The organism is Amycolatopsis lexingtonensis (genome assembly GCF_014873755.1).
GTDB lineage: Bacteria > Actinomycetota > Actinomycetes > Mycobacteriales > Pseudonocardiaceae > Amycolatopsis > Amycolatopsis lexingtonensis.
On record NZ_JADBEG010000001.1, the window covers coordinates 6,504,688 to 6,530,994 of the forward strand.

Below are 26,307 nucleotides of genomic sequence, written 5' to 3' on the forward strand. Positions count from 1 at the left end.
GTTCAGTTTCTTTACCGCCTGGTCCGCTGTCAAGGCTTGCGGCGGCCGCCGAACCACGCGAGCAGCGCCCCGGCGCCGAACGCGCCCGCGACGGCCCCGAGGCCGGGCCCGCGCTGCACGGTGACGTTCTGCTCCAGCCGCACCGGCGGCGGGGGCTGGACGACCTTGTGCTGGTTCTCCTTCGCCGTCGCGGTCCACGCCGTGACCAGCAGCAGGAAGCGGGAGACGAGGTTCGCGAACACCAGCAGGCCGATGACCGGCCCGAACAGCGCGAACGCCGGCGACTTCGTCACGCTGGCGAGGTAGAAGGTGGCGGCCTGCTGCAGGATGACGAACCCGACGGCGGCGAACGCGGCGCCCTTCACGGCGCTGCGCAGGGCGACGCGCTCGCGGGGCAGCCGCGCGATCACCCAGAGGAAGACGAGGGTGTTGGCGGCCAGGCCGAGCACGATGGTCGCGCCGCGGAGCAGGACGATCGCCCAGGTCTGCTGCTCGAGCCCGACGAGCTCGAGCAGGAACTGCCCGACCCCGCCGCCGACCGCGGTCAGCGCGAACGAAACGACCAGCGCCACGCCGAGCCCGACCAGCGCGACGAGGTCCTTGGCGGTCTGCTTGACGAACGGCTGCGACTGCTTCTCCTGGCCCCACTGCGCGGTGAGCGCGTCACGCAGGTTCGCCATCCAGCCGATGCCGGAGTAGAGGGCGATGAGCAGACCGAAGATCCCGACCCCGCCACCGGACTTGAGCGCGGCGTCCACGATGCCCTTGACCAGGCTGCGCAGGCCTTCGGGGACGGAGTTGTTGATGCTGTCGGAGATCTGCTTGATGATCGCCGGGTCGTTGTTGACGACCAGCCCGACCACCGCGAAGGCGACCATCAGCAACGGGATGACCGACAGCACGCTGAAGTAGGTGATCGCGGCGGCGTAGTGGTTGCCGTACCGCTCGGTGAAGGCGTCGTTGGCGCGGATCAGGTGATCGAGCCACGGGTACTTCCTGCGCAGGCGCGGCAGGAGCTTTTCCTTCTCTTCGTTCGGCACTGTAAAACGCTAACCACGCCCGGTGACTCCTGCAACGCGAGCGGCTCACGTGAGGGAGGTTCGCAGCGCTTCGTAGGCGTCCGCACCGGTCAGGACCCGCGCTCGACGGCTCGCGGCGAACGCCTCGACCGCCGCGTAGCTCCGGGCGAGTTCGGCGCTGCTCAGCGGCGTGGCCGTCTCGATTTCCGAGTCGCGCGCCTCGAAGCGGCGCCGGACCACTTCGAGGCCGGGGAGCAGCACGAACTCGTGGAAGGCTGCCCCCGTTTCGCGGGCCAGCGCTTCGAGGCGCTCCGGGAAGCCCGGGCGGGCCACGAGCTGCGGTACGACGACGTCGTGCCCCGCGGTCAGGTGCGTGCGCGCGGCGGCGACCGCGATGTCCCGGGCCAGCGGCCCCGCCTCACCGGGATTCGCGCGCCACCCGCCGATCATCGCCCGGACCCGGTCGACGTCCAGCGCCAGCGCCGGCGGGTGGGCGTCGGCGTAGCGCCGGGCGAGCGTCGACTTGCCGCTGCCCGGCGGGCCGTTGAGCAGGATCAGCTTCACCGCACCGGCGGCAGGAACCCGATCCGCTGGTAGGTCTTGGCCAGTGTCTTCGACGCCACCTCACGGGCGCGCTCGGCACCGGCGGCGAGGACCTTGTCCAGCTCCGCAACATCGTCCAAATAGGACTTGACGCGCTCCTGGATCGGCGTCACCCACTCGACGAACACCTCGCCGAGGTCCTTCTTCAAGTCGCCGTAGCCCTTGCCTTCGTAGTCGCCTTCGAGGTCGGCGATCGTCCGCTCGGTGAGCGCCGAGTAGATGCTGAGCAGGTTCGACACGCCGGCCTTGTTCTCGGCGTCGAACTTGACCTCACGGCCGGTGTCGGTGACCGCCGAGCGGATCTTCTTCGCCGAGCGCTTCGGGTCTTCGAGCAGCTCGACGAGACCGTTCGCGGTGGACGCCGACTTGCTCATCTTGCTCGTCGGGTCCTGCAGGTCGTAGATCTTCGCGGTGTCCTTGATGATGAACGGCTCGGGCACGACGAACGTCTTGCCGAGGCGGTTGTTGAAGCGCTGCGCGAGATCGCGCGTGAGTTCGAGGTGCTGGCGCTGGTCCTCGCCGACCGGGACGGCGTCGGCCTGGTAGAGCAGGATGTCCGCGGCCTGCAGGATCGGGTAGGTGAAGAGGCCGACGCTGGAGCGGTCGGAGCCCTGCTTGGCGGACTTGTCCTTGAACTGCGTCATCCGGCCGGCCTCGCCGAAGCCGGTCTGGCACTCGAGGACCCAGCTCAGCTGCGCGTGCTCCGGCACGTGGCTCTGCACGAACAGGGCGCTGCGCTGCGGGTCGATGCCGATGGCGAGCAACTGCGCGGCCGAGACGCGGGTGCGCTGCCGCAGCACCTTCGGATCCTGCTCGACGGTGATCGCGTGCAGGTCGACCACGCAGTAGAAGGTCTCGTGGGTGTCCTGCATCCGCACCCACTGGCGCAGGGCACCGAGGTAGTTCCCGAGGTGGAACGAGTCGGCGGTGGGCTGGATCCCGGACAGGACCCGCGGACGGCGTGCGGCTGCGACGGTCTGCTCTTCGGACACGGTGGGATTCTTCCAGGCGGGAGGAGAGCCCGGGTTGCGAGGGCCCTCGGCGGCGCCGGGCCGTCCTTCCGACGTTGGCTCAGAGGGTCAAGCGAGCGTCGTCCACGCTCCACGGACGCGGCTGACCAGCTGAACAGGCGCGCGCGAGTCACCCCCGTATGCGAGCCGACGGGTCAGGCGTGCGGGTGCTGGGTGAGGAACGGGCGGGTCGGCGTGGCGTCGGGCTCGCCGAGGACGGCTTCCGCCATGGCCGTGACCGGGCCGGGGGTTTCAGGGGTGGCCGGGGCGGCTTCGGCGACGCGGTTCTTGCGGCGCTGGCGCAGCACACCCAGTGTCATGCCGACGATGCCGAGCGCGACCGCGACCAGGCCCACCGGGCCGAGCACGCCGAAGCTCTCCGCGGTCGTTTCGGCCTGTGCGGTCGTCGTGACGTCGGCGAACGCGCTGCCGCCGCCCGCGACGAGCAGGGTGGCCGGGACGAGCGCCACCACCGCGGCCGCGCGGAAGACGCGCAGCGTGGACCGCAACAGGAGATGACCTGGGTTGCGCACCGGAGTGCCTCCCGCGATTGACGAGCGAAACGCTCACCCATCCGAGTGAGACGCTGCGTGTTGCTGGTCAAAAAGCTACCGAGCGTGTCAAGACCTGTCGGTCCGATCGGCTCGGGGGCTGAGACTAGCGCCCAACTCATACCACGGTCCGGGCACCCCTGCGGTTCACTCCAACCGCCCAAGTGGGTGTTGCGGAGGACGGAACGCTCGCACTCAAAGTAGAGACTGACTGATTCGTGTCCACTCGATCGTCACCCGATCGTCGCAAGAACGGCTCACGGTGCGCCATTCGCTGCAGCGCCCACTGCTCCGATCGCGTCGTCTTAATCGGAAAACTTTTCACACGATAGTGATTGGTCTATACCTCTTGGAGTAGCCCATTCGGCTCGGTCGGACCGCGCACGACCGGCGTGATCAAGAGGAGTCCCGAATGTCGATTACCCGGTTCTTGAAGCGCGCCGGAGTGGCGGTGAGCGCGCTCGCCGCGGCGAGCGCCGCCGTCGTGCTCCCGGCCACCAGCGCGGCCGCCGCGGCCGACGCCTCATTCGTCGTCAGCGAAGCCCAGTTCGACCAGATCTTCCCCAACCGCAACAGCTTCTACTCCTACAGCGGCCTGACCGACGCGCTGTCGGCCTACCCCGGCTTCGCCACCACCGGCGACGACACGATCAAGAAGCAGGAAGCGGCGGCGTTCCTCGCGAACGTCAACCACGAGACCGGCGGGCTCGTCTACATCGTCGAGCAGAACACCGCGAACTACCCGCACTACTGCGACGCGAGCCAGTCCTACGGCTGCCCGGCCGGCCAGGCCGCCTACTACGGCCGCGGCCCCATCCAGCTCAGCTGGAACTTCAACTACAAGGCCGCCGGCGACGCCCTCGGCATCGACCTGCTCGGCAACCCGTACCAGGTCGAGCAGGACTCGGCCGTCGCGTGGAAGACCGGGCTCTGGTACTGGAACACGCAGACCGGGCCGGGCACCATGACGCCGCACGACGCGATGGTCAACCAGCGCGGGTTCGGCGAGACCATCCGCAGCATCAACGGCTCCATCGAGTGCAACGGCGGTAACCCCGCCCAGGTGCAGAGCCGGATCGACAAGTACACGCAGATCACCGGGATCCTCGGGGTCCCGGCCGGAGACAACCTGTCCTGCTGAGCCGGGCGCGGCGAGAAGGGCCTTCCCGGCAGCCCGCCGGGGAGGCCCTTTTCGCGCTCACGCCTGGGGATCGAGGTGCCCCAGCAGCTTGCGCAGGACGTCGTCCAGCAGGCCCAACTCCTTTCCGGACAGTCCGGACAGCAGCTCGGAGACGTTCGCGGTGTGCTCGGTCATCGCCGCGTCGACGGCGTCGAAACCCTTGTCCGTCAAGCGGATGCGGAAGCTGCGGCGGTCGTTCGGGTCGAGCGCGCGCTCGACGAAGCCGGCCTTCTCCAGCCGGTCGAGCCGGCTCGTCATGCCGGCGCGGGACATCATCAACGTCGCGGACAGCTCGGACGGGATCAGCGTGTACGGCGTCCCGGACCGGCGCAGCGCCGCCAGGACGTCGAACTCCCCGCGCTGCAGGCCGAACTTGCCGAACACGCGCTCCTGGGCCGGGCCGAGCACGAGCGCCAGGCGGCCCATCCGGCCGGCGACGCCGATGGCGGTCAGGTCGAGGTCGGGGCGTTCACGGTGCCAGGCCGATACGACGGCGTCGACGGCGTCTTCGTCACTCACCCGGCCCACTCTATTCGACGTCAGCACTATTCGCTGCCTGATAGTTTGACAGCAAACTATCAGGCATGGAACCATCTTGGGCATGACGACATTGCTGGTACGCCACGACGAAGCCGAGCAGCTCGGCTCGACCCCCGACACGATGACCCTGCTCGCGGACGTCTCGCAGACCGGCGGGCACCTGAGCACGAACCGCGCGTCCCTCGGCCGCGGGCACGACGGGGCAACCCCGCACTTCCACACCTCGTCGGCCGAGATGTTCTTCATGCTGGACGGCGAGCTGGACGTGCTGAACGGCGACGACGTCGTGACGGTGCGGACCGGCGACATGCTGTTCGTGCCGCCGCACACCACTCACGCGTTCGGCGCGACCGCGCGGTCGGGCGCGGACGTGCTGATCGTGTTCACGCCCGGCGTCGAGCGCTTCGAGTACTTCCGGATGATCGACCGGATCCGGCGTGGCGAGGCGTCGCCGACGGAGATCCTGGCGTCGCAGAACCGGTTCGACAACCACTTCGTGGACAGCGCGGCCTGGCGCGCGGCCCGCGCGGCCTAGATGTCGTAGGTGGCGGTGACCGGCGCGTGGTCGGACCAGCGCTGGTCGTACGCCGCCGCGCGTTCGACCACGACCTCGACGACCTTCTCGGCGAGACCCGGTGTCGCGAGCTGGCAGTCGATGCGCCAGCCGGAGTCGTTGTCGAAGGCCTGGCCGCGGTAGGACCACCAGGTGTAGGGGCCGGGGCCGTCGGGGTCGAGCCGGCGCTGGACGTCGGTGTAGCCCGCCTCGGTGTAGACCCGGCCGAGCCACTCGCGTTCCTCCGGCAGGAAGCCGGAGTTCTTGCGGTTGCCGCGCCAGTTCTTGAGGTCGACGGTGTCGTAGGCGATGTTCCAGTCGCCGACGACCACGACCTCCCGCCCGGCCGCGGCGGCCTTCGCCCGCAGCTCGACCAGGTAGGGCAGGAACGCGGCCATGAAGCGCTCCTTCTCGTCCTGGCGTTCGGTGCCGACGTCCCCGCTGGGCAGGTAGAGGCTCGCGACGACCACACCGGGCAGGTGGACCTCGAGGTAGCGCCCGCTGTCCTCGAACTCGGGCTCCCCGAAGCCGACGCGCACCTCCTCGGGCTCGATGCGGCTGTACACGGCGACGCCGTTGCGCCCCTTGACGGCCGACGGCGCGTGCGCCGTGAACCACCCTTCGGGCTCGACGACCGACGCGGGGAGCTGCTCCGCGGTGGCGCGCACCTCCTGGCAGCAGACGACGTCGGCCTTCGTGGCGGCGAGCCACTCGACGAAGCCCTTCTTGGCGGCGGCACGCAGGCCGTTGACGTTCACGGTGGAGACGGTCAGCACGCCTCGCACGCTACCGGCCGGGCGGACGCGTCCGGACCATCGGGGCCGGTCGGCGAAAACCGTGCCGCGCCGCCGCGCGCGCTCTGCCAGACTGCCGCGCATGGGTGACGCCGTGAGCAGCCTGACCGTGCTCGGCAGCTGCGGCGCGTGGCCGGAACCCGGCCGGGCGTGCGCCGGATTCCTGCTCTCGCACAACGGGTTCCGCGTCGTGCTCGACCTCGGGTACGGCGCCGCGTCACGGCTGTTCGCGCACTGCCGGGGCCGGCTGCCGGACGCCGTCGTCGTGACGCACGAGCACCCGGACCACTGCGCCGACGTCAGCGCGCTCGGCCGTGCCTGGCACTACACCGGCCCGCCTGGCGAGCGCTTGCCGCTGCACTGCACACCCGGCACCCTCCGCCGGCTCGAGGCGATGGAGCCGCGGCCGCACCCGGCGGAGCTGTTCGCCGTGCACGACCTCGGCACCCCGGCCGACGTCGGGCCGTTCCGCCTCACGCCCTACCCGCTGCCGCACCACCAGCCGAACTTCGGCGTGCGCCTCACCGCGCCCGGCCTCACCGTGGCCTACACCGGGGACACGGGACCTTCGCCGCTGCTGGCCGACCTCGGCCGCGACGCGGACCTGGTCATCTGCGACGCCACCCTCCGCACCCCACCGGCGGAGGGGGAGCCTCGCTATCTGATGACCGCCGCCGAAGCGGGCCAGTGGGCGGCGAGAGCGAGCGCTCGGCGGTTGCTGCTCACGCACTTCTGGCCGGGCACCGATCGTGCCGCCGCGGCCGAGGAGGCTCGGGCCGAGTTCGGCGGTGAGGTGCTGATCGCGGAGGAGGACCTCACGATCAGGCTCTGACGCCGAGCCAGTCCGCCGAAGATCTCCCCTCGCGCTCGGACCCCCGTCCGAGGGCGTTCCCCAGGTTCGATCGTCGCGCGCCACCGAAGCCCGCCGATCCGCACCGCACCTCACCGGCTTTCGCTGCCCGCGAGACTCCCCCTGGAGACCTCGCGGACGTCACGTCCGGCTCGTGCCGCATTCAGTTGTCGCCCGTCCCCGGGCGGTGCCTCCTCTCCGACAGCCATGGGCCGTCACCTGCGGTTTTTGACGTGATCAGTTCTAGCAGCCACCACCGACAAAAACGGTGCCTTGACGCTCCAAGCTACGAGCATTAGCTTTAAGGCTATGCAGAGTAGTCACGATGTCCCCTAGAGCCGGCCTGACCACCGACGCGGTCGTCAGCCTCGCCATCGCCGTCGTCGACGAAGCCGGTCCCGAAGCCCTCACCCTCGCCAAGATCGCCGAACGGGCCGGGGTCGCCGCACCTTCCCTGTACAAGCACGTCAAGAACCTCGCCGACCTGCGACGGCTCATCGACCTCCGCGTCGTCAAGGAAATGGCCGAAACCCTCCGCACCGCCGCGACCGGCCGCGAAGGCGAGGACGCCGTGGCCGCGCTGGCCGATGCCTACCGCGGCTACCTGCGGCAATACCCGCGCCGCACCCACGCGCTCGTCACCGCGCCGGACGAAACCGACACCGAGCTGAGCGACGCGACCCACGCGGTCGCCGAGGTCGTGTTCGCCGTGCTGCGGCCGTTCGGCTTCGACCACGGCCAGGCCGTGCACGCAACACGCTGCATCCGCGCCGCCGTCCAGGGGTTCGCCGGGCTCGAAGCGTCCGGCGGCTTCGGACGCCCGGAAGACGTCGGCGAAAGCTTCGAAGTGCTCAAGAAGATGCTCGTCCAGGGTCTGGCGAGCTACGCAGAACAGGAAACGAAATGAGCTTCATCCTCGCCGTGCTCCTCTTCACCGTCGGGCTGGGCGTGCTCGACGCCCGCTTCCCGTGGACGGAGGCCCGCGGATGATCGCCGGTCACTTCGGGCTGGCCGCCGCCGTCAAGGCGGGCCGGCCGTCGATCCCCGTCTGGACGCTCATGCTCGCCACCGCCTGGCTCGACGTCGTGTTCGCGCCGCTCTACCTGAGCGGCGTCGAGACGGTCGACGGCGCGGGCTACGGCGGCGGCGTCATCCACGCCGACTACACGCACTCGCTCGTCGGCGCGCTCGTGCTCGCCGCGCTCTTCGGCGCGGTCGCGGCCATCAAGCTCGGCCGCGAAGCCGGGCTGATCCTCGGCAGCGTCGTGTTCTCGCACTGGCTGCTCGACCTCGTCGTGCACCGAGCGGACCTGCCGATCCTGCCCGGCAACGCCGGTGACCTGCCCACGTTCGGCTTCGGGCTCTGGCGGCTGCCCGCCGTCTCGGCCGTCGTCGAACTGCTGATGCTGGCGATCGGCATCGGCCTCTACTGGCGCGCCGCCGCGAAAAGCGATCCGAAGCGCGCTCGCACACTGGGCCTCTCGGCCGCGGCGTTCGGTGTCGCCACCCTCGCGGCCGATCTGCTCGGCGTCTGAAGGATCAGCAGGTGGAACCCTCGACAGGCTGGGTGAAAGCGGCCGCCACCCACTTGTCGTCGGCCACCTTCCGGAACCCGTTCTGCACGCCCGGCAAGGCGTCGAACTGGGCGTCGCGGAGGTACTTGCCGACGATCTTGGCGTTGCCATCCGCCGTCTCGCGGGCGTTCAGGACGTCCGCGGTCACGGTCACCTTGCAGCCGGTGGCCGAAGCGCCCGAAGCCTGCTTGCCCGTGTTCATGGCGTACACGACGATGACCAGGACGATGGCGCCCAAGATGATCAGAGTCTTCTTCGACATGCCTTCCTCCAACCAGCGAGCCCCGTCCCCCGCCAAGGGTAGGCAATCCTTTACCCGGACCGACAGCGCCGTACGCAGCAACCACCCGGAGGCGCCAATCAAGGCGTTTCACCGTGACGCGCTGTACACGAAGAAAGCCCCCTTCCCGACGAATCGGGAAGGGGGCTCTTCGAGGGGAGAACTCAGCCCTGGGCGATCTTCTTCGCCAGGTTGTCGTCCAGCGTCGCGAGGAACTCCTCGGTCGTCTGCCACGGCTGGTCCTTGCTGATGAGCAGCGCGAGGTCCTTCGTCATCTGGCCGCTCTCGACGGTCTCGACGACGACCTGCTCCAGCGTGTTCGCGAAGCCGATCAGCTCCTGGTTGCCGTCCAGCTTGCCGCGGTGCTCGAGGCCGCGGGTCCAGGCGTAGATCGACGCGATCGGGTTGGTCGACGTCGGCTTGCCCTGCTGGTGCTGGCGGTAGTGCCGGGTGACCGTGCCGTGCGCGGCCTCGGCCTCGACGGTCCGGCCGTCCGGCGTGCGCAGCACCGACGTCATCAGGCCGAGCGAGCCGAAGCCCTGCGCGACCGTGTCGGACTGGACGTCACCGTCGTAGTTCTTGCACGCCCAGACGTAGCCGCCCTCCCACTTCATCGCCGCGGCGACCATGTCGTCGATCAGGCGGTGCTCGTAGGAGATGCCCTTGGCGTCGAAGTCGGCCTTGAACTCGTTCTGGAAGATCTCCTCGAACACGTCCTTGAACTGGCCGTCGTAGGCCTTGAGGATGGTGTTCTTGGTGGAGAGGTAGACCGGCAGGCCGCGGTCGAGGCCGTACTGCAGCGATGCGCGCGCGAAGTCCTCGATCGACTTCTTGAAGTTGTACATCCCCATGGCGACGCCGCCGCCCTCGGGGAACTGCGCGACCTGGAACTCCATCGGCTCGGAGCCGTCGTCCGGGGTGTAGCTGATGGTCAGCTTGCCCGGGCCGGGGACCTTGAAGTTGGTCGCCTTGTACTGGTCGCCGTGGGCGTGGCGGCCGATGATGATCGGCTTCGTCCACGTCGGCACCAGCCGCGGGATGTTCTGGATGACGATCGGCTCGCGGAAGATCACGCCGCCGAGGATGTTGCGGATCGTCCCGTTCGGGGACAGCCACATCTTCTTGAGGCCGAACTCCTCGACGCGCGCCTCGTCGGGGGTGATCGTGGCGCACTTGACGCCCACGCCGTGCTTCTTGATCGCGTTCGCGGAGTCGACCGTGACCTGGTCGTCGGTGCGGTCCCGCTCCTCGATACCCAGGTCGTAGTAGTCCAGGTTCACGTCCAGGTACGGGTGGATCAGCTTGTCCTTGATGAACTGCCAGATGATGCGGGTCATCTCATCGCCGTCGAGTTCGACGACGGTGCCCTGGACCTTGATCTTGGCCATGAGCAGCGGTGCTCCTTCCGCGGATCTTCGCGTTACTTCGATACGTCTCGCCGGTAGCGGTACAAGCGTACTGCTTGACCGAGCTGGATGGTTCCAGTAGTGGCCGGTATCAAGTCTCCACCCGCCACTTGTGGCACAGCTCACGGGGCCGAGCCGACCGCTCGGCTCAGCCGACCGCTCGCCGAGCGAGCGTCGCGTTCCGGGGTGAACCAAGGCACGATGCCACCCGTGAACTCATCATGCGGGAGGTGACGGCCATGTCGACCCATCGGTACGCCGACTACGAAGACGATTACGAAGACTACGAAGACAGCACCGACGTTCTCGGCGAACGGCCGCGCCGAGGTGGCGCGCACGTCGTCAGCGCGCTGGGCGGGCTCGTGCTGACGCCGGTGGCCCTCGGACTGCTGAGCTGGGGCGGGCTGCGCCAGCAGCAGCTGGTCCAGGCCACCCTCAGCACCAACCGCGACGCGCTGGGCATCGCGCTGCTGGCCGGCGGGGCGATCCTGCTGCTGGTCGTCGCCGCGCTCGGCGCGCTGTCCGCGGTCGGCCCGATCCTGGGCGGGCTGATCTACGGCGTGCTGCCCGGCGTCGCCGCCATGGCGGTGCCCGAATGGGGGTTCCGGCTGGTCAACCTGATGCCGAAGAGCGACATCGCCTACGGCGTCATGGACTTCCTCTTCATCGGCGGGCTGCTCGGCGTGGGCTTCCTGCTGGTCGGCAGCGGACTGGCCAACGCACTGGTGCGGCGGCGGCGCGAGAGCTGAACCCCGCCGGTGGCAAAATCGGCGGATGGGACTGTTCACCGTCGCGGAAGCACGCGACGAACTGGCGCGGCTGCGGCCGGTCCTCGACGAACTGGTGCGCGTCCGCGCCGACGCGGCCGAGCTCGCGGCGTCGCTGCGCCCGGGCGGCCCGGCCACCGCGCTGGGCGGGCTGCCGGAGTGGAAGGCCGCGCAGGCCCGCCTCGACGAACTCATGACGACGGTGCAGCGCACCGGTGCCGAGCTCAAGGGGTTCGCGCCGCTGCTGGTCGACTTCCCGGCCGAGCTCGACGGCACCGACGTGCTGCTGTGCTGGCTCGAGGGTGATCGCGAGCTGGGCTGGTACCACCGCACCGACCTGGGGTTCGCCGGCCGTCGTCCGCTGAAAACCGCTGGTGGGCCCGGCTAGGTTGGGGTCCGTGGACCACGACTCGAGGGCAGCCCTCTTCGACAGCACGGCCGAGCACTACGACGAAGACACCTTCCACGCTTCCGTGGCCGACGCGCTGGTCGAGCCGCTGCCGGCCGAGCCGGGGCTCGTGCTCGACGTCGCCACCGGGACCGGCTTCGCGGCGTACGCGGCGTTGCGGCTGAAGCCCACTCGCGTGCTGGCGGTCGACTTGTCGCCGGCGATGCTGGCGCGCGCTTCCGCGAAGGCGCCTTCGCTGGACCCGTCCGGGGTGATCTCGTGGCAGGTCGCGCCCGCGGTCCCGATGCCGGCGGCGGACGGCTCGGCCGACGTCGTGCTGTGCGCGTCCTCGCTGCACTTCCTCGGCGCGGTCGCGTTCGCGGACTGGCTGCGCGTGCTCCGGCCGGGTGGGCGGCTGGCGTTTTCGGTCGTTTCGGGCGCGCGGTTCAAGCCGTCGGGCGCGTTCGCGGACTTCGTGCCCCGGGACCTGTCCTTCCCGACCGACGAGGCCGGGGCGGCGGCGCTGGCTTTTTCGGCGGGGTTCGTGGACGCTTCGGCGCGGACGTTCACCGTCGAGGGCGGCGACCGGGTGCGCAGCGTGTTCCTGGTGCACGCGACGGCTCCGTGAAGCTGGAACGGTTCGCCGACGGCCACCTGACCGAGGCCGTCGCGGACGGGAGCCGGGTTTCGCTGCGGCTCGAGGCCTACGTGGAGTACCGGCTCGTACCGGGAGAGATCTCGGTCGTCGAGGTCTTCGAGCTGAGCGCCGACCCGGCCGAGCTGGACGCGGCCGAGCCGCCGTCGGCGGACCACGCGCTGGAAGAACCGTGGAGCTGGGAACACGACGGCCTCGTGACGGTCGAGTTCATCGCCCCGCTGCGGATCCGCGTGACGGCCGCCGCCTTCGAACTGAAGTCGCTGGGGGTCGAGCCGCGGCCGGTGCCGCCCCGTCCGGACCCGAGGCGCTGCACGTTCGAGTCCGCCGACGCGCTCGACCTCGCGACGCGGCTCGACTCGGACGTCGTGTGGCGCACCTACGGCGGCGAGACTGGCACGCCCGCCGATCCCGGCGGCTGGTTCCTCCAGCGCCGGGACCGGCTGGCGAATTCGCTCACCGGTGTCTTCTGCCGGGCGACGGACCCGGTCGCGTTCGAGCGCCACGACGCCGACGACGAGCTGTGGCACGCGGTGCGGCTGCTCGGCCGCCACGCGAGCCGCGTGCGGTCAGGCAACTGCGTTTTCGCGCCCGCGGACTGGGTCACCTGGGTGACCACCGGGGCGCTGCCACCGGTCGGGCGGCTCAGGCCGTGAAGTGGACCTCGCCGCGGGTCGCCGGGCCGTCCGGGCTGCCGCAGCGCTGGACGAACGTCAGGTCCACGCCGGTCTCGTCGAGGCGGTCGATGGTGAAGTCCGCGTAGTCGTCGCCGCAGCCGAAGCCGGCGGTGACCGCCGAGAAGCCCGGCGTGCTCAGCGCGGGGTCGTCCGGGCTGCGGTAGCGCGCGCCCGTGTACGTCCCCGTGTGGAGGGTCTCGCCGGCCGGGGCGCTCAGCTCGACGCGCAGGTAGTCGAAGTTCGCATCGACGTCGATCGTCAGCTTGCCGTCGCGCTGCCACACGTTGATCTCGGCGCCCGGCGACGTGTAGTGGGCGCTGCCGACCATCGGCCAAGCGCCCGCTTCCGAGGTGTAGTCCACCGTTCGCAGCGGGTCCGCCGAAGCGACCGGGACGAGCGCCAGGCCCAGCCCGGCCGCCGCCGTCAGGACCACGCCGGCGCGATGCAGTGATTTCACGGATTCTCCCCATTTCCGGCCGCTTTTCGCGGCACGCCGATCATGCTGGCAGCGCGCCCGGGCGCCGTACAGGGGGTTTCTACTCACCGGTGCAGGGAAGCGCCCTTGAGGATCTTGTCGACCGCGTTCTTCGGGCCGTGCACCGCGAGCCCGGCCAGCGCCAGCTTCTCCCCCGGCACCGCGCGCACCGCGGCCCGGTTGTCGACGTCGTTGCCGGTGTGGAACAGCTCGTCGGTGAAGATCGAGAACCGCAGGCCGCGGCTCAGCGCCCGCGCGTGCGCGGTGGTCAGGACGGCCGCGGTGCCCGAGAACACCAGCACCGGCTGGCCGAACATCGGCAGGTACTCCGTGCCGTCGGCGTCCGCGTAGGGCTCGCCCATCAGCTCCGGCGTCACGTGGGCGATTCCGCTCACCAGGAACGCGGTGACGTTCAGCCGCTGCCAGGACGCCAGGTCGTCGCGGAGCAGGACGGCGATCTTCGTGTCGAAGGAACTCATGCCCCGAAGACTCGCCCGCCGGCCACCCGCGCGTCTTGTACGTTCTTGACATGGCCCACGTCGAAGCCTGGCGGCCGGCGGTCCCGGGGATCGCCGAGGTCTTCCACGCCCGCTTCACGACGCACGCCTACCCGCTCCACACGCACGACACGTGGACGCTGCTGATCGTCGACGACGGCGTCATCCGCTACGACCTCGACCGCCACCACCACGGCGCGCTCGGCCCGGCCGTGACGCTGCTGCCGCCGAACGTCGCCCACGACGGCCGGGCCGCGACCAGCCACGGCTTCCGCAAGCGCGTGCTGTACCTGGACACGTCGGTGCTCGGCGACGACCTGATCGGGGCCGCCGTGGACCGGCCGAGCGTCGCCGACGGCCTGCTGCGGACTCGCATCCACCAGCTGCACGAGTCCCTCGCTCACGTCGGCGACGCCCTGGAGGCCGAGAGCAGGCTCGCGCTGGTGGCCGACCGGCTGCGGACGCACCTGGGGCGGCCGGTCGCCCCGGAGCCGAAACACGGGCTGGCGGAGGATCTGCGGGAACTCCTCGACGCGAAGCTGCCCGAAGCGCTGACACTCGCGGAAGCCGGGGAGACGCTCGGCGCGCACCCCGCGTACCTCGTCCGCTGCTTCGGGGCGCGGTTCGGGCTGCCGCCGCACCGGTACCTGACCGGCCGGCGCGTGGACCGCGCCCGTCGGCTGCTGCTCGATGGGGCGCCGGCGGCTGAGGTCGCCGCGGCGGCGGGGTTCGCCGACCAGGCCCATCTGACGCGGCACTTCAAGCGGTACCTGGGGACGACGCCGTCGCGGTACGCGAAGGCTCGGTGAGCTGCCCGCAGCCTGTGTCAAGATGACGGGCATGCTGCGCGAACTGCACCTCACCGGCGACCCGGCGGGCGACAAGCTGCTCAACGAAGACCCGTTCGCCCTGCTCGTCGGGATGCTCCTGGACCAGCAGTACCCGATGGAGCACGCCTTCGCCGGCCCGCGCAAGATCGCCGACCGGATGGACGGGTTCTCGCTGCAGAAGATCGCCGCCACCGATGTCGAGGCGTTCGTCGAGATGTGTGTCGTGCCGCCGGCCATCCACCGCTACGGCGGGTCGATGGCCCGCCGCGTCCACGCGCTCGCGCAGCACATCATCGAAAACTACGACGGCCGCACCGAGGGCATCTGGCTCGACGGGCGGCCGAAGCCCGACGGGCCCGAGGTGCTCAAGCGGCTGAAGGCCCTGCCCGGGTTCGGGGAGCAGAAGGCCAAGATCTTCCTCGCCCTGCTGGGCAAGCAGCGCGGTGTCACCCCGAAGGGCTGGCGCGAAGCGGCCGGCGCGTACGGCGACCGCGGCTCGCGCCGGTCGATCGCCGACGTCACGAGTGCCGAGACCCTCGCCGAGGTCCGGGCGTTCAAGAAGGCCGCCAAAGCCGCGGCCAAGACGGGCTAACGCACCCAGACGCGCAGCGGACCCAGCGGCTGGGCGCCGTGGTCGAGCGCGATCCGCAAGGCCTCGCCGTGTTCGTAGCCGACCACCGGGACGCCGGGGAAGGCGGACGCCACCGCCGCGACCGCGCCCGGCCAGGCCGCGGCCGAGCCCGAGAAGTTGGACAGGCCGACCACGCCCTCGCCGCGGTGGGCCACCACCTCGTGCTCGCCATGGGACAGCAGCGCGACCGACGGCCCCAGAGGTGACGCGGTCCGCTGCCAGCCCGGTTCGGGAACTCCCGGGCCGCAGGCGAGCCACGTCGCTTCGAACAGCACCGAAAAGCCCGGCAGGTCCAGGGTCTCGAAGCTGTCCTTCACCGAGCAGCCCGCGGAGCCGTCGACGAACGGGAGGACGTCGGCGGCCGTGGCGTCTCGGGTCAGGGTCACCGCGTCCGGGTAGTACTCCGGGGTGCGGGTCGGGCTCGTCCACGCGCGCGGGCCGAACCGGCCGCCGCCGCACACCAGGGCGCACCACGACGCGTTCTCCGCGACTGTCCACTTCAGACTCATCAGGTCACACCAGTCCGGCCAGTTTGTAGAGCACGAGGCTGCCCGCCACGGCGACGTTGAGGCTGGCGCCCATGCCCACCATCGGGATCTCGACGACGCTGTCGAGCAGGTCGAGGACGTCCGGCGGGATCCCGGTGCCCTCGTTGCCCAGCACGGCGATCGTGCGGCCGCGGGCCGCGGGCAGGTCGGCCAGCCGCACCGCTTCCTCGGCCAGCTCGACGCCGACCACCCGCGTGCCGGCCGCCCGTTCGCGCTCGAGCCAGCCCGGCGGGTCGTGCACCCAGTGCACGCATGCCGGGCGCCGCAACGTGTTCCCGCGTCGCAGTGCTTCGGGCACCCACGGGAACCGCGGGACGGCCAGGCACGCGCCGACCGCGTCGCACGTGCGCAGCAGCGTGCCGAGGTTCGCGCCGTGCATCGGCCAGAGCGGGGCGGCCACCAGGTGGCCCCAGCAGGGATGGGCGTTGCGCCGCCGGGTCTTCCGCAGCTCGCCCGGCGTGCGGACCCGGACCGAGGGGCTCACCGGCGCCGAGGCGCGGCGCCTCCGAATTCGCTGATCACGCCATAGAGCCTAACCCGTTCGCCGGGACCGGGCACTGGATTTCGCTCCTACCCTGGATGCGGAGGTGAAGCCCATGCACGCAGGAGTGGGAGACGAAATCCAGGTCCACGGCCGGACGGTCGGGTCGGCCGAGCAGCACGGCGAGATCCTCGAAGTCCGCGGGCCCGACGGCGCGCCGCCCTACCTGGTCCGGTTCGCCGACGGGCACGAGGCGCTCGTCTACCCCGGGCCCGACTGCGAAGTCCAGGCCCGCGCCGACTAACCGACCGCGACCGGTTCCCGGGACTCGCGGACGCGCCCCCACGCCGCGCCCACGAGCAGCAGCGCGACGAGGGTCAGCGCGGCCGCGACCTCGGGCAGCAGCAGCGGGCCGCCCGAGGTCAGTACCGCGCCGCCGGCGATGCCGGACAGGCCGACGCCGAGGTAGATCGCGGACGCGTTGAGCGAGAGCACCAAGCCGGCGTGGCCCGGGGACAGCTCGATCAGGCGGTGCTGCACCGGCGGGTTGAACGACCAAGTCGCCAGCCCCCAGACGAACAGCGAGACGCCCGCGGCGATCGGCGTCACCGTCGTGAGCGGCAGCAGCGCCATCACGACCGTGATCGCGGCCGTCACGACGAGCAGCGGTGCCCGCGAACCCCAGCGGTCGGTCACCCGGCCGCCGGCGAAGTTGCCGACCGCGCCGCCGACGCCGTAGCAGAAGAGCAGCACGGTGACGGCCGTGCCGTGGACGCCCGCGGTCGCGGCCAGCAGCGGGGACACGAACGTGTAGACCATGAACGCGGCGAGGCAGCCGAGGACCGTCACGGCCAGCATGACGAGCACACGCGGGTCCCGGCCCGCGGCGAACCGCTCGGCGAGGCGCACCTTCGGCGGCGCGGCGACGGCGGGCAGCGCGAACCGCACGGCCAGCGCGCTCGCCAGGGAGAACGCCGCGACCAGCGCGAACGCCGTCCGGTAGCCGAGGTGCTGCGAGATCAGGCTGCCGAGCGGGACGCCGAAGATGAGCGCGACCGTGAGGCCGCCGAACACCAGCGCGACGGCGCGGCCGCGGCGTTCGGGACTGCTGAGCTCGGCCGCCACCGCGCTCGCCGCCGGCGTGAACACCGCCGCGCCGATCGCGGTCACCACCCGGGCCACCAGGAGGGAGCCGTAGCCGGGCGCGAGCGCCGCGAACAGGTTGCCGGCGGCGGTGACGACGAGGGCGGCGACCAGCAGCGTGCGGCGCTCCCAGGTGCCGGTGGCGGCGGCGAAGATCGGCGACCCGATCGCGTACGCGATGGCGAAGGCCGTCACGAGCTGGGCGGCGGCCGTGGCCGAGACGTGCAGCTCGCCGGTCAGCGCGGGCAGCAGCCCGGCGACGATGTAGCCGCTGGTCCCGACGCCGAACGCGCCGAAAGCGAGGACCGAGATCCTCGAGGACGTGGGTGTGGACATGGCGGAGGCCCCCAAGCGAAGCAGGGATTGGTTCGACGAACGTCGTAGTTCGACAGTCACCGTACTACGAGGCTGCCGCAATTTCGACAGGCGTCGTACAATGGGCGCATGGCCAAGACCGCCGCGCTGCCGCCGATCGTCCACCCCGCGCTGGACGAGATCACCGTCGAAGGCGTGCTCCGCGCCCTCGCCGACCCGGTGCGACTGGACATCGTCCGCCAGCTCGCGGCGGCGGACCACGAGATCGCGTGCGGCGGGCTGACCGTGCCGGTGACCAAGTCCACACTCACCCACCACCTGAGCATCCTGCGCCACGCCGGGGTCGTGGCCGGCCGCCAGGAAGGCACCACGCGGTTCAACGCGTTGCGCCGCAACGACCTGAACACCCTGTTCCCGGGCCTGCTCGACGGGGTTCTGGCCGCTCCGCGCTGATCACCGGCGTTACGGTGTGGATCGTCACCCGATATCGGGATGACAACCGCCCCCTTCGCTTGTTGGACTGTCCGTAGGCAGCTCACGGCGCTGGGGCCGAACGGCTGTCTTTCTTTTTGCCCCCTGACTGAACCGATCCAGAGATCGGCCAAGCAATCGATTTCTCACCCTGGAAGGAGTGCCGTGCCCGTCGCGCTGCTCGCGCTCGCCATCGGAGCTTTCGGCATCGGGACCACCGAGTTCGTCATGATGGGCGTGCTGCCCCAGGCGGCCGCCGACTTCGGCGTCGACATCCCGACCGCCGGCTACCTCATCTCCGGTTACGCCCTCGGCGTCGTCGTCGGCGCCCCGCTGCTCACCGCGGCCGCCGTCCGGTTGCCGCGCAAGACCATGCTGCTGGCCATGATGGGCCTGTTCACGCTGGGCAACGCCCTCTTCGCGCTCTCCCCCAACCAGGAGTTCGGCGTCGCGTTCCGGTTCCTCGCCGGCCTGCCGCACGGCGCGTTCTTCGGCGCCGGCGCGGTCGTCGCCTCCAGCCTCGTCGGGCCGGGGCAGCGCGCCAAGGCCGTGTCGATGATGTTCCTCGGCCTGACCCTGGCGAACGTCATCGGCGTGCCGCTCGGCACGCTGCTGGGCCAGCAGGTCGGCTGGCGCGCCACCTTCGGCGTCGTCGCCGTGATCGGGCTGGCCGCCATCGCGGCGATCGCCAAGCTGGTGCCGCACCAGGGCAAGCCCGCCGACGCGTCGCTGCGCGGCGAGCTCGGCGCGTTCAAGCGGCCGCAGGTGCACCTCGCGCTGGCGATCGTCACGTTCGGCCTCGGCGGCGTGTTCGCGTGCCTGTCCTACATCACGCCGATGCTGACCGACGTCGCCGGCTACTCGCCGTCGAACGTCACGCTGCTGCTGTCGCTGGCCGGCGTCGGCATGACGATCGGGAACCTGCTCGGCGGCCGCCTGGCCGACCGCGCGCTGATGCCGGGCCTGTACGCCGCGCTGCTGTCGCTGGCCTGCGTACTGGGCATCTTCACGATCACCGCGCAGGGCAAGGTCGGCGCCGCGATCACGATCTTCTTCGTCGGCGTCGCCGGGTTCATGATCGGCCCGATGATGCAGGCGCGGATCATGGAGAAGGCGGGCGGCACACCGTCCCTGGTGTCGGCCGCCGTCCAGTCCGCGTTCAACATCGCCAACTCGATCGGTGCGTACCTGGGTGGCCTGGTGATCGCGGGCGGCCTCGGCCTGGTCGCCCCGAACTGGGTCGGCGCTTTGCTGGCGGTCTTCGGCCTGTCCTTGGCGATCGTCTCGGGCACTTTGGACCGCCGCGAGGCGAAGGCCGAACGCCGTGAACTCGTGATGGCGTCCTAAGAAGACGCGAACGGGCCGCCGATGATCGTCAAGGCCACGTACAGCACCGCGGCCGCCAGGCCGGTGTAGGTCACGACGTCCACGACGCGGCCGCGGATCGCGAGCAGGCCCGCCCTCGCGGCCGGGAGCACCGCACGCATGACCCCGGCGAGGAGGAGCGCGACGCCGATCAGCGCCGCGCCCTCCCGCCAGTGGTACTGGACGATCCGCAGCGTGGCGACGGCGGCCACCAGCAGCACCAGCGCGAACGGCAGCTGCGTGAAACGGGCTTTCCCGCCCCGGCGGTCCCCGACGTCCCGCCGGTCTTCAGTCATCGTCATCGGCCCAGGAGCGAGCGCTCCGCCGCTTCGACGACGTTGCTGACGAGCATCGCCCGGGTCATCGGGCCGACGCCGCCGGGGTTCGGCGAGAGCCAGCCGGCCACCTCGGCCACGTCCGGGTGAACATCGCCGGTGAGCTTGCCGTCCACGTGGGACACGCCGACGTCGAGCACCGCGGCACCCGGCGCGACCATGTCCGCCGTGATGATCCCGGGCACCCCGGCCGCGGCGATCACGATGTCGGCGCGGCGGACCTCGGCGGCGAGGTCGCGGGTGCCGGTGTGGCAAAGGGTGACAGTGGCGTTCTCGCTGCGGCGGGTCAGCAACAGGCCCAGCGTGCGGCCGACGGTGATGCCGCGGCCGACCACGGTGACCTGGGCGCCGTTCAGCTCGACGCCGTGGCGCTTGAGCAGCTCGATGATCCCGTACGGCGTGCACGGCAGCGCCCCGCGCTGGCCCAGCACGAGCCGGCCGAGGCTGACCGGCGCGAGGCCGTCGGCGTCCTTCTCCGGGTCGATGCGCTCGAGCACGCGGTTCGCGTCGAGGTGCTTCGGCAGCGGCAGCTGGACGATGTAGCCGTGGCACGCCGGGTCGGCGTTCAGCTCGTCGATGACGGCTTCGAGCTTCTCCTGGGTGACGTCCGCGGGCAGGTCGCGGCGGATCGAGTTGATCCCGATCTTGCCGCTGTCGGCGTGCTTCATCCGCACGTACGAGTGCGACCCCGGGTCGTCGCCGACCAGGACGGTGCCGAGGCCCGGCGTCACCCCTTTCTCGGCCAGAGCCGCGACGCGGGGCGCGAGCTCCGCGAAAATGGCGTTCTTGGTGGCTTTGCCGTCGAGAATCTTCGCCGTCACGCCGCCCATTCTGGCAAAGCGACCCCCGCGCGTCGCTTCCAGGCGCGGGTGGTCGCTGCCCGTAGACTGGCCACTACCCCACACGGTCCATTCGCGACGCTCGCCGCGATCAAGCTGTGATCTACCGCACTTCGCATCACGCGAGGTCAGACCGGGTACCACCGGGTCGTCGAGCGGCAAAACCCACATGCGGGGTGCACACGCGCGCGCGAACAGTCAAAATGTCCCCGTGGCACAACCGACGACGCAGCTGAACGCGACCGAGCAGGACACCCTGGTCAAGCAGATCGGACTTGCCCTGCTGCGTGCCGCCCCGCGCGACTGGCGCAAGGTCACCGCGGAGTACCGAGCCGTCGGGAGGTACCACGAGCTGACCGGCGAGATCGTCACCGAAGACGGGACGGTCCACGAGTGGCTCGCCACCCACGACATCGCCACGCTCTTCGGCAGGCTCCGCGGTGGCATGTACCGCGACGGCCGCGGCACCTGGTTCAACGCGCGGTACCAGCTCGACCACCCCTCGAGCTACAACCTCGAGTACAACCGCGACGAACCCGTGTGGAACCTCGCGCCGCCGCCGCAGGCCTACTCCGACGAGCTGCGGATGTTCCCGCGCACCGAGGACAACGTGCCCGAGTGGCTGATCCGGCGGATGTCCGGGCTCGGCCCGGAGCAGCCGGGGCCGCACTTCCGGATCGCCCGGATCTTCGACACCGTCGGCCCGGCCGGCCGTCCCGTCATCAACCGGCCCGACCTCGAGGTCGACGAGCAGGACCGGCTGCTGGAGTACCTCGAGCGCGCGCCGCTGGTGGTGCCCGAGCGCGGGTACGACATCGACCGGCTGGCCGCGACGCCGGAGGCGACCGTCCCGGTCGCCTTCCACAGCGACGGCCAGTGGATCTGGCCCGCCGCCGTCAACTTCTACCTGCACAAGTACGGCGTTTCGCCCGAACCGGACCTCGTGGAGCACGTCCGCGCGGTCGGGTTCAAGCTGCCGCCGGTCGACGAGCCGACGCTGCAGGCCGCGGCGGGTTACCTCACGCGGGGGAACCAGCCGCCGCCCCCGCCGCGCCCGGCCGGACCGCCGCCGCACCAGGGGCCGCCGCCGCAAGGACCGCCGCCGCAGCAGCAGGCTCCTGCGGGCCCGCCGCCCGCCGCCGCCGTCGCGCCGCCGGTCGTCCCGCCGCAGCCGCCCGCGCCGGTGGAGGCTCCGCCCGCGGCGCACGCGCCGGTGGAGCCGGAAGCCCCGGCCGAGGAGCACGAGTACGCCGAAGAGGGTCAGTACGCCGAAGACGGCTACGACGACCAGGAGTTCGACGACCGCTTCGCCGAGGACGACCAGTACGGCGAAGAGGACTACGACCAGCAGGCCGAGCACGCCGCCGGGACGAACGGCTCGTCGCCGGAGCCGGGCCGGGTGCCCGACCTCGACGAGACCGCGGAGTACGTGCCCGACCAGCCGATCGGGCACGAGCAGGAGCCGCGGGACGGCGAGCACGCCGCGTTCCGGCCCGCTGAGGCCGCCCAGGACGAGGCCGGGCACGCGTTCGACGCCGGCCCGGCGCCCCGGCACGACGAGGAGGCGCACGCCGCCTTCCAGCCGCCGCGGCACGACGCCGAGCCCGCGGGCTTCGAGCCGCGCCATGACGACGAGGCCGCGCACGCCTTCACGCCGGGCCAGGCGCGGCACGAGGACGAGCCGCCGTTCCGGTCCGGCCACGACGACGAAGCCGCGCACGCCTTCCAGGAGTCCGCGTTCCAGCCCCACGACGAGGACCAGCCGCGGCACGACGAGGAACCGGCCCACGCCTTCGCGCCGGGCCAGGGCCGGCACGAGGACGAGCCCGCGCACTCCTTCCAGCCCGGTCAGCCGCCGCGGCGGGAGGAGCAGTCCGCGTTCGACCCGGGCCCGCCGACCATGATCACCCAGCCCGAGATCCCCGGCGTCCTGCCGGTGCCGGAGCCGCCGGCACCGCAGCCCGCCGCCCAGGCGGAGCCGCCCGCGCCGGCCCCCCGGTCCGGTCGCCGGGCGCTGCGCCGGGAGACCCCGGACCACCCGGTGCTCGCCGGGCTGCAGGCCAAGCTCGACGAGCTCGACGTGCCCGAAAGCGGCTACAAGCTGGGCGAGCCCGCCGAGCACGGCTGGAGCGTCGAACAGGTCGACGACGGCTGGCGCGTCGGCTGGTACGACGGCAAGCTCAGCAACCCCGCGGTGTTCGGCGACGCCGAGGACGCGGCCGCGTTCATGCTCGGCAAGCTGCTGCTCAACCCCGAGGGCCACGTGCCGGCCGAGGAGCCGCCCGCGCCGGAGCCCGAACCGGAACCCGAGCCCGAGCCGGAACCGGCGCCGCAGCGGGTCGTCGCGACGCTGTCGCCCGAGGTCGCGACCGGCTCGTACCCGGTCCGCAAGCCCGAGCCGGTGCCGCCGCAGGAGCAGACGGCGTTCACCAGCGCCGAGGAGCTGTTCGGCGACCTCGAAGACGACGAGCCGCCGGCCCCGCCGCGCCAGCCGGTCCCGCCCGCGCCGGTCCCGGCCGGGCCGCCGCCGGTGGCGCAGCAGCAGGTCGCGCCGCCGCCCGCGCCGCCGCGGCGTGAACCGCCGTCGGCGCCGACCGTGCTGGCCCCGGTGCCGCCGGGCGTCCCGCCGGTCCAGCCCCCGGCCGCGCCGCCGGTGCCGCCGCGTCCGGAACCCGCTCGCCCGGCCGTCAACGGCGCGGGTGGCGGTGGCCAGCAGCAGTGGCCGATCGGGCCGATGGCCGGCGAGCCGCCGCTGACGCTGTTCCGCGGCAAGGAACTGCGCGAGCTGCCCGCGGGCAGCGAGCTGGACCGCTTCGGCGGCCCGACCGGCAACCTGACGTACGCGGCGGGCACGCCGTTCGCCGAGCGGTCGCTGGTGCCGGAGTGGGTCAACCGGCCGTACCACGTCTACCGCGTGCAGCGGCCGCTGGAGACGCTCGCCGGCGTCGCGATCCCGTGGTTCAACCAGCCCGGCGGCGGGTCGGCGTACCTGCTGCCGGCGTCGATCGAGGAGCTCCTCGCCGAGGGCGACCTGATCGAACTCGACCCGGGCGAACCGCCCGTCGACTGACGTTCACCCCGGAAACCGGCGGCTCCGGCCGCCGGTTTCCGCGTGTTCAGCGGATGACGAGCCCGTGGGCGGCGGCGAAGGCCAACGCCGTCTCGACGTCCACTTCGGCACCCCGCAGGTCGGCCTGGACGAGCGCGTTCGCGTCGAGGCGCGCGCCGCGCAGGTCGGCGCCGTCGAACTTCGCGCCATGTAGCCGGGCTCCGGTCAGGTCGCTGTCGCGGAGGTCGGCGCCGGAGAGGTCGGCATCGGTCAGGTTGGCCTCGCGCAGCCGCAGCCCGGACAGGCCCAGCTTGCGCAGCCGCGCCTTCGCGAGCGACGCCAGCGAAAGGTCGCATTCGGTCAGCGCGATCCCGCCGAACCCGCAGTCGGTGAACGAGGTGCCCAACAGCGAGCACGACGTCCAGCGGCTTTCGGCGAGCACCGTCCGCTCGAAGGTGCACGAGCGGAACGCCGACGCGTCGTGGCGCGAGCGCGACAGGTCGGCCCGGTCGAACACGCAGTCGTCGAAGGTGCAGCCGCGGGTCCGCAGCCCGCTGAGGTCGGCCCCGGTGAAGTCGCAGCCGGTGAACCGACGCTTTTCCCACCACTGCCCCGACAACACCGCTTCGCGGTAGTCCTCCCCGGTCTCCAGCACGGGCCCAGGGTTTCACACGCGCCCGCCGTCAGGGCTGCGCACCCTGGACGTACGCCATCGCCTCGATGTGCTCCGGCAGCCGCGCGCGACGCGCCATCTCGGCTTCGTCGAGGTCCTCGAGCCGGGTCTGGATCCACCACAGGTTGCCGAACGGATCGCGGACGCGGCCGACGCGGTCGCCGAAGAACAGCACCGTCTGGCGCGTCACCTCGGTGGCGCCCGCGGCGATGGCGCGGCGCTGGGTTTCTTCGCTGTCGGGCACGTAGAGCCGAAGGAAAGCCGGGGTCTCGGCCCAGCCGGCGGGTGCGTCGAACGCCATCACGACAGCGTCGCCGATGCGGACCTCGGCGTGCCCGATCTTCCCGTCGTCGCCGACGACCCGGCCGAGTTCCTCTGCGTCGAAGGCCCGCTTCAGGAAGTCGAGCAGCGCGGCGGTGTCGCGGCCGATGATCCACGGGGTGACGGTCGTGTAGCCGGCGGGAACGGGGCTGGCCATGGTTTTCCTCCTCGGTCGGGTGCCGGGCACGCTAGTGCCGAAATAGGACAGTTCCCGGCCGCTGCATACTGGGGTCCATGGGAGTTCCCCTGCGGCCGCTGGCGGTGGCCGGGGCGCGGTCGGTCTATCGCGAAGTCGCCCCGCCGCCCGCGCTCGCCGACGTGCTGGCCTGCGGGTGGCACGGGCGCACCGGCTGGGCGCGGCCGCTGCGCGTCCTGCCGGACGGTTGCGCGGACCTGGTCTGGGACGGCGCCGCGCTCACGGTCGTCGGCACCGTCGGCGTCCCGCTGCGGTTGTGGCTCCCGGCGGCCGAAACCCGCGTCGGCGTCCGGCTGCGCTGCGGTGCCGCCGCGGCGGTCCTCGGCACGCCGATGCCGGAGCTGCCCGCGGGCGCGACCAGGCTGAGCGACCTCTGGGGCGCGCAGGCCCGGCGTGCCGAAGACGCCCTCGCCGCCACCGCCGATCCGGTGGCGCGGCGGCGAATCCTCGAAGCGCTCGTCGCCGGCCGGGGCGTGACGCCGGATCGCCGGGTGCTGGCCGCGATCCACGCGCTGGGGCGTCCCGAGGCGCGGGCCGCCGACGTCGCCGACGAGGTGGGCGTGAGCGAACGCGCACTGCGGCGGCACCTCGTGCACGCGGTCGGCGCCGGGCCGAAGCAGGTGCACCGGATCCGGCGGTTCCAGCGCTTCCTGCGCCGGCTCGAACCCTTGGTGGCCCGGCGGACGTCGCTGGCGGGCGTGGCGGCGGACCTCGGGTACGCCGACCAGTCCCACCTCGGCCGCGACTGCCGCCGTCTGTCGGGTTCTTCGCCCGCGGCGCTCGTCCGGGTGGCCGAAAAGTTCCAGACGACCGCCGCGTCGCCGGGCCAGGATCCGGGGCATGGCTTTCCAGGTGACCATTCCCGTGCGCTGTGACGACATCGACGCCAACGGCCACGTCCGCGGCCCGGCCTACCTGGCGTACGCCGATCACGCGCGCTGGTCGTGCGTGCAGGCCGCGGGGATCGACCTGGCGGAGCTGGCCGCGCGCCGGATCGGCCCGGTCAACCTGGAGACGACGATGCGGTTCCACCACGAACTCGTCCCTGGCGGCGAGGTGACGGTCAGCTGCTCGTTCCAGTGGGGCGCGGGGAAGACTTCGCGGGTGACGCAGGAGTTCCATGTCCCGGACGGCACTTTGGTGGCTTCGGTGTCGTCGGTGTCGGGCCTGCTCGACCTCGACCGGCGACGGCTGGTCAGCGACCCGGCGGCGCACTGGCGGGAGCTGGCCGCGCGACCGGAACTGCTCGGGCTGGCCCCGAAAACCGGGTGATCTTCGCCGCGTCGGTCAC

The 26,307-nt window shown here is 71.6% G+C and carries 33 protein-coding genes and 1 pseudogene; 17 read left to right on the top strand and 17 right to left on the bottom strand.

Annotated features, from left to right (window positions below):
• Positions 1-29: 29 nt before the first annotated feature.
• From yhjD to H4696_RS29475, 4 genes are all read right to left on the bottom strand, one after another.
• The gene (gene yhjD, locus H4696_RS29460; protein ID WP_086865623.1) at positions 30-1,040 is read right to left on the bottom strand and encodes an inner membrane protein YhjD; all 1,011 of its coding nucleotides are present in this window, start codon (positions 1,038-1,040) and stop codon (positions 30-32) included.
• A 45-nt stretch (positions 1,041-1,085) separates the two neighbouring features.
• The gene (locus H4696_RS29465) at positions 1,086-1,583 is read right to left on the bottom strand and encodes an ATP-binding protein (RefSeq protein ID WP_086865622.1); all 498 of its coding nucleotides are present in this window, start codon (positions 1,581-1,583) and stop codon (positions 1,086-1,088) included.
• A complete protein-coding gene (gene trpS, locus H4696_RS29470) occupies positions 1,580-2,614 on the bottom strand; it encodes a tryptophan--tRNA ligase (protein ID WP_086865621.1) in 1,035 nt (344 codons plus the stop codon). The genes H4696_RS29465 and trpS overlap by 4 nt, the downstream gene beginning before the upstream one ends.
• Before the next feature lie 173 nt (positions 2,615-2,787).
• Positions 2,788-3,165: a hypothetical protein gene (locus H4696_RS29475; protein ID WP_086865620.1), complete on the bottom strand. Its 378-nt coding sequence runs from the start codon at positions 3,163-3,165 to the stop codon at positions 2,788-2,790.
• Between the two features lie 524 nt (positions 3,166-3,689).
• Between H4696_RS29475 and H4696_RS29480 the strand changes: the two are divergent.
• Positions 3,690-4,324, top strand: a pseudogene (locus tag H4696_RS29480) (chitinase); the annotation flags it as partial.
• 57 nt (positions 4,325-4,381) lie between these two features.
• Here H4696_RS29480 and H4696_RS29485 read toward each other — a convergent pair.
• Positions 4,382-4,882 (bottom strand): MarR family winged helix-turn-helix transcriptional regulator, encoded by a 501-nt coding sequence (locus H4696_RS29485; RefSeq protein ID WP_086865149.1) that lies wholly within the window; start codon positions 4,880-4,882, stop codon positions 4,382-4,384.
• A gap of 82 nt (positions 4,883-4,964) precedes the next feature.
• On the opposite strand from H4696_RS29485, the gene H4696_RS29490 reads away from it, so the two are divergent.
• Entirely contained in the window at positions 4,965-5,438 is a 474-nt protein-coding gene (locus H4696_RS29490) for a cupin domain-containing protein (RefSeq protein ID WP_086865148.1), read from the top strand.
• Here H4696_RS29490 and H4696_RS29495 read toward each other — a convergent pair.
• Positions 5,435-6,241, bottom strand: coding sequence for an exodeoxyribonuclease III (locus tag H4696_RS29495; RefSeq protein ID WP_086865147.1), 807 nt, complete (start codon positions 6,239-6,241; stop codon positions 5,435-5,437). The genes H4696_RS29490 and H4696_RS29495 overlap by 4 nt on opposite strands.
• A gap of 91 nt (positions 6,242-6,332) precedes the next feature.
• On the opposite strand from H4696_RS29495, the gene H4696_RS29500 reads away from it, so the two are divergent.
• The 3 genes from H4696_RS29500 to H4696_RS29510 all read left to right on the top strand — a co-directional run bounded on the left by H4696_RS29500 (position 6,333) and on the right by H4696_RS29510 (position 8,635).
• A complete protein-coding gene (locus tag H4696_RS29500; protein ID WP_086865146.1) occupies positions 6,333-7,082 on the top strand; it encodes an MBL fold metallo-hydrolase in 750 nt (249 codons plus the stop codon).
• 343 nt (positions 7,083-7,425) lie between these two features.
• Positions 7,426-8,007, top strand: coding sequence for a TetR/AcrR family transcriptional regulator (locus H4696_RS29505; protein WP_086865145.1), 582 nt, complete (start codon positions 7,426-7,428; stop codon positions 8,005-8,007).
• A gap of 79 nt (positions 8,008-8,086) precedes the next feature.
• The gene (locus H4696_RS29510) at positions 8,087-8,635 is read left to right on the top strand and encodes a permease (RefSeq protein ID WP_192782606.1); all 549 of its coding nucleotides are present in this window, start codon (positions 8,087-8,089) and stop codon (positions 8,633-8,635) included.
• Positions 8,636-8,639: 4 nt separating this feature from the next.
• Here H4696_RS29510 and H4696_RS29515 read toward each other — a convergent pair whose 3' ends face one another.
• Positions 8,640-8,936 (bottom strand): SH3 domain-containing protein, encoded by a 297-nt coding sequence (locus tag H4696_RS29515; RefSeq protein WP_086858088.1) that lies wholly within the window; start codon positions 8,934-8,936, stop codon positions 8,640-8,642.
• A gap of 182 nt (positions 8,937-9,118) precedes the next feature.
• Complete coding sequence (locus tag H4696_RS29520) at positions 9,119-10,342, bottom strand: NADP-dependent isocitrate dehydrogenase (RefSeq protein WP_013222746.1); 1,224 nt, start codon at positions 10,340-10,342, stop codon at positions 9,119-9,121.
• A gap of 257 nt (positions 10,343-10,599) precedes the next feature.
• On the opposite strand from H4696_RS29520, the gene H4696_RS29525 reads away from it, so the two are divergent.
• Genes H4696_RS29525 through H4696_RS29540 form a run of 4 tightly spaced genes read left to right on the top strand, consistent with a single transcriptional unit; the run spans position 10,600 to position 12,826 of the window.
• On the top strand, positions 10,600-11,109 hold the full coding sequence (locus H4696_RS29525; RefSeq protein ID WP_086858089.1) for a hypothetical protein: 510 nt from the start codon (positions 10,600-10,602) through the stop codon (positions 11,107-11,109).
• Positions 11,110-11,134: 25 nt separating this feature from the next.
• Positions 11,135-11,515 (top strand): DUF2203 domain-containing protein, encoded by a 381-nt coding sequence (locus tag H4696_RS29530; RefSeq protein ID WP_086858090.1) that lies wholly within the window; start codon positions 11,135-11,137, stop codon positions 11,513-11,515.
• Positions 11,516-11,525: 10 nt separating this feature from the next.
• Positions 11,526-12,143, top strand: a complete 618-nt coding sequence (locus H4696_RS29535) for a class I SAM-dependent methyltransferase (protein ID WP_086858101.1) — start codon at positions 11,526-11,528, stop codon at positions 12,141-12,143.
• On the top strand, positions 12,140-12,826 hold the full coding sequence (locus H4696_RS29540) for a hypothetical protein (RefSeq protein WP_086858091.1): 687 nt from the start codon (positions 12,140-12,142) through the stop codon (positions 12,824-12,826). The genes H4696_RS29535 and H4696_RS29540 overlap by 4 nt, the downstream gene beginning before the upstream one ends.
• Here the strand turns inward: H4696_RS29540 and H4696_RS29545 are convergent.
• Both H4696_RS29545 and H4696_RS29550 read right to left on the bottom strand, forming a co-directional pair.
• Positions 12,816-13,304: a hypothetical protein gene (locus H4696_RS29545; RefSeq protein WP_249026915.1), complete on the bottom strand. Its 489-nt coding sequence runs from the start codon at positions 13,302-13,304 to the stop codon at positions 12,816-12,818. The genes H4696_RS29540 and H4696_RS29545 overlap by 11 nt on opposite strands.
• An 83-nt stretch (positions 13,305-13,387) precedes the next feature.
• A complete protein-coding gene (locus H4696_RS29550) occupies positions 13,388-13,801 on the bottom strand; it encodes a DUF2000 domain-containing protein (protein WP_086858093.1) in 414 nt (137 codons plus the stop codon).
• Between the two features lie 50 nt (positions 13,802-13,851).
• Here H4696_RS29550 and H4696_RS29555 point away from each other — a divergent pair, with 50 nt between their 5' ends.
• The gene (locus H4696_RS29555) at positions 13,852-14,628 is read left to right on the top strand and encodes an AraC family transcriptional regulator (protein WP_086858094.1); all 777 of its coding nucleotides are present in this window, start codon (positions 13,852-13,854) and stop codon (positions 14,626-14,628) included.
• A 31-nt stretch (positions 14,629-14,659) separates the two neighbouring features.
• Positions 14,660-15,241: an HhH-GPD-type base excision DNA repair protein gene (locus H4696_RS29560; RefSeq protein ID WP_086858102.1), complete on the top strand. Its 582-nt coding sequence runs from the start codon at positions 14,660-14,662 to the stop codon at positions 15,239-15,241.
• On the opposite strand, the gene H4696_RS29565 is transcribed toward H4696_RS29560, so the two are convergent.
• The gene (locus H4696_RS29565) at positions 15,238-15,789 is read right to left on the bottom strand and encodes a hypothetical protein (RefSeq protein ID WP_086858095.1); all 552 of its coding nucleotides are present in this window, start codon (positions 15,787-15,789) and stop codon (positions 15,238-15,240) included. The genes H4696_RS29560 and H4696_RS29565 overlap by 4 nt on opposite strands.
• A gap of 4 nt (positions 15,790-15,793) precedes the next feature.
• Positions 15,794-16,312, bottom strand: coding sequence for a TrmH family RNA methyltransferase (locus H4696_RS29570; RefSeq protein WP_249026916.1), 519 nt, complete (start codon positions 16,310-16,312; stop codon positions 15,794-15,796).
• Between the two features lie 112 nt (positions 16,313-16,424).
• Between H4696_RS29570 and H4696_RS29575 the strand changes: the two genes are divergently transcribed.
• A complete protein-coding gene (locus H4696_RS29575; protein WP_086858096.1) occupies positions 16,425-16,613 on the top strand; it encodes a DUF1918 domain-containing protein in 189 nt (62 codons plus the stop codon).
• On the opposite strand, the gene H4696_RS29580 is transcribed toward H4696_RS29575, so the two are convergent.
• Positions 16,610-17,788, bottom strand: a complete 1,179-nt coding sequence (locus tag H4696_RS29580) for an MFS transporter (RefSeq protein WP_086858097.1) — start codon at positions 17,786-17,788, stop codon at positions 16,610-16,612. The genes H4696_RS29575 and H4696_RS29580 overlap by 4 nt on opposite strands.
• Before the next feature lie 108 nt (positions 17,789-17,896).
• Between H4696_RS29580 and H4696_RS29585 the strand changes: the two genes are divergently transcribed.
• Both H4696_RS29585 and H4696_RS29590 read left to right on the top strand, forming a co-directional pair.
• Positions 17,897-18,220 carry an ArsR/SmtB family transcription factor gene (locus tag H4696_RS29585; RefSeq protein ID WP_086858098.1) on the top strand — a complete coding sequence of 108 codons (324 nt, stop codon included), beginning with the start codon at positions 17,897-17,899 and terminating at the stop codon, positions 18,218-18,220.
• Positions 18,221-18,403: 183 nt separating this feature from the next.
• The gene (locus H4696_RS29590) at positions 18,404-19,585 is read left to right on the top strand and encodes an MFS transporter (protein WP_086858099.1); all 1,182 of its coding nucleotides are present in this window, start codon (positions 18,404-18,406) and stop codon (positions 19,583-19,585) included.
• Here H4696_RS29590 and H4696_RS29595 read toward each other — a convergent pair.
• Positions 19,582-19,905, bottom strand: a complete 324-nt coding sequence (locus tag H4696_RS29595) for a DUF3017 domain-containing protein (RefSeq protein ID WP_086858100.1) — start codon at positions 19,903-19,905, stop codon at positions 19,582-19,584. The genes H4696_RS29590 and H4696_RS29595 overlap by 4 nt on opposite strands.
• Positions 19,902-20,759, bottom strand: coding sequence for a bifunctional methylenetetrahydrofolate dehydrogenase/methenyltetrahydrofolate cyclohydrolase (locus H4696_RS29600; RefSeq protein WP_086858104.1), 858 nt, complete (start codon positions 20,757-20,759; stop codon positions 19,902-19,904). Before H4696_RS29600 ends, H4696_RS29595 begins: the two co-directional genes overlap by 4 nt.
• Before the next feature lie 187 nt (positions 20,760-20,946).
• On the opposite strand from H4696_RS29600, the gene H4696_RS29605 reads away from it, so the two are divergent.
• A complete protein-coding gene (locus tag H4696_RS29605) occupies positions 20,947-23,847 on the top strand; it encodes a TNT domain-containing protein (RefSeq protein ID WP_192782608.1) in 2,901 nt (966 codons plus the stop codon).
• 46 nt (positions 23,848-23,893) lie between these two features.
• Here H4696_RS29605 and H4696_RS29610 read toward each other — a convergent pair whose 3' ends face one another.
• Together H4696_RS29610 and H4696_RS29615 are read right to left on the bottom strand one after the other, a co-directional pair.
• Complete coding sequence (locus H4696_RS29610; RefSeq protein WP_086865555.1) at positions 23,894-24,481, bottom strand: pentapeptide repeat-containing protein; 588 nt, start codon at positions 24,479-24,481, stop codon at positions 23,894-23,896.
• 28 nt (positions 24,482-24,509) lie between these two features.
• The gene (locus tag H4696_RS29615; protein ID WP_086865554.1) at positions 24,510-24,977 is read right to left on the bottom strand and encodes a VOC family protein; all 468 of its coding nucleotides are present in this window, start codon (positions 24,975-24,977) and stop codon (positions 24,510-24,512) included.
• A gap of 77 nt (positions 24,978-25,054) precedes the next feature.
• On the opposite strand from H4696_RS29615, the gene H4696_RS29620 reads away from it, so the two are divergent.
• Positions 25,055-25,891 (top strand): helix-turn-helix domain-containing protein, encoded by an 837-nt coding sequence (locus H4696_RS29620; protein ID WP_143265516.1) that lies wholly within the window; start codon positions 25,055-25,057, stop codon positions 25,889-25,891.
• Positions 25,857-26,288, top strand: coding sequence for an acyl-CoA thioesterase (locus tag H4696_RS29625; protein WP_192782609.1), 432 nt, complete (start codon positions 25,857-25,859; stop codon positions 26,286-26,288). Before H4696_RS29620 ends, H4696_RS29625 begins: the two co-directional genes overlap by 35 nt.
• The last annotated feature ends 19 nt before the right edge of the window (positions 26,289-26,307 follow it).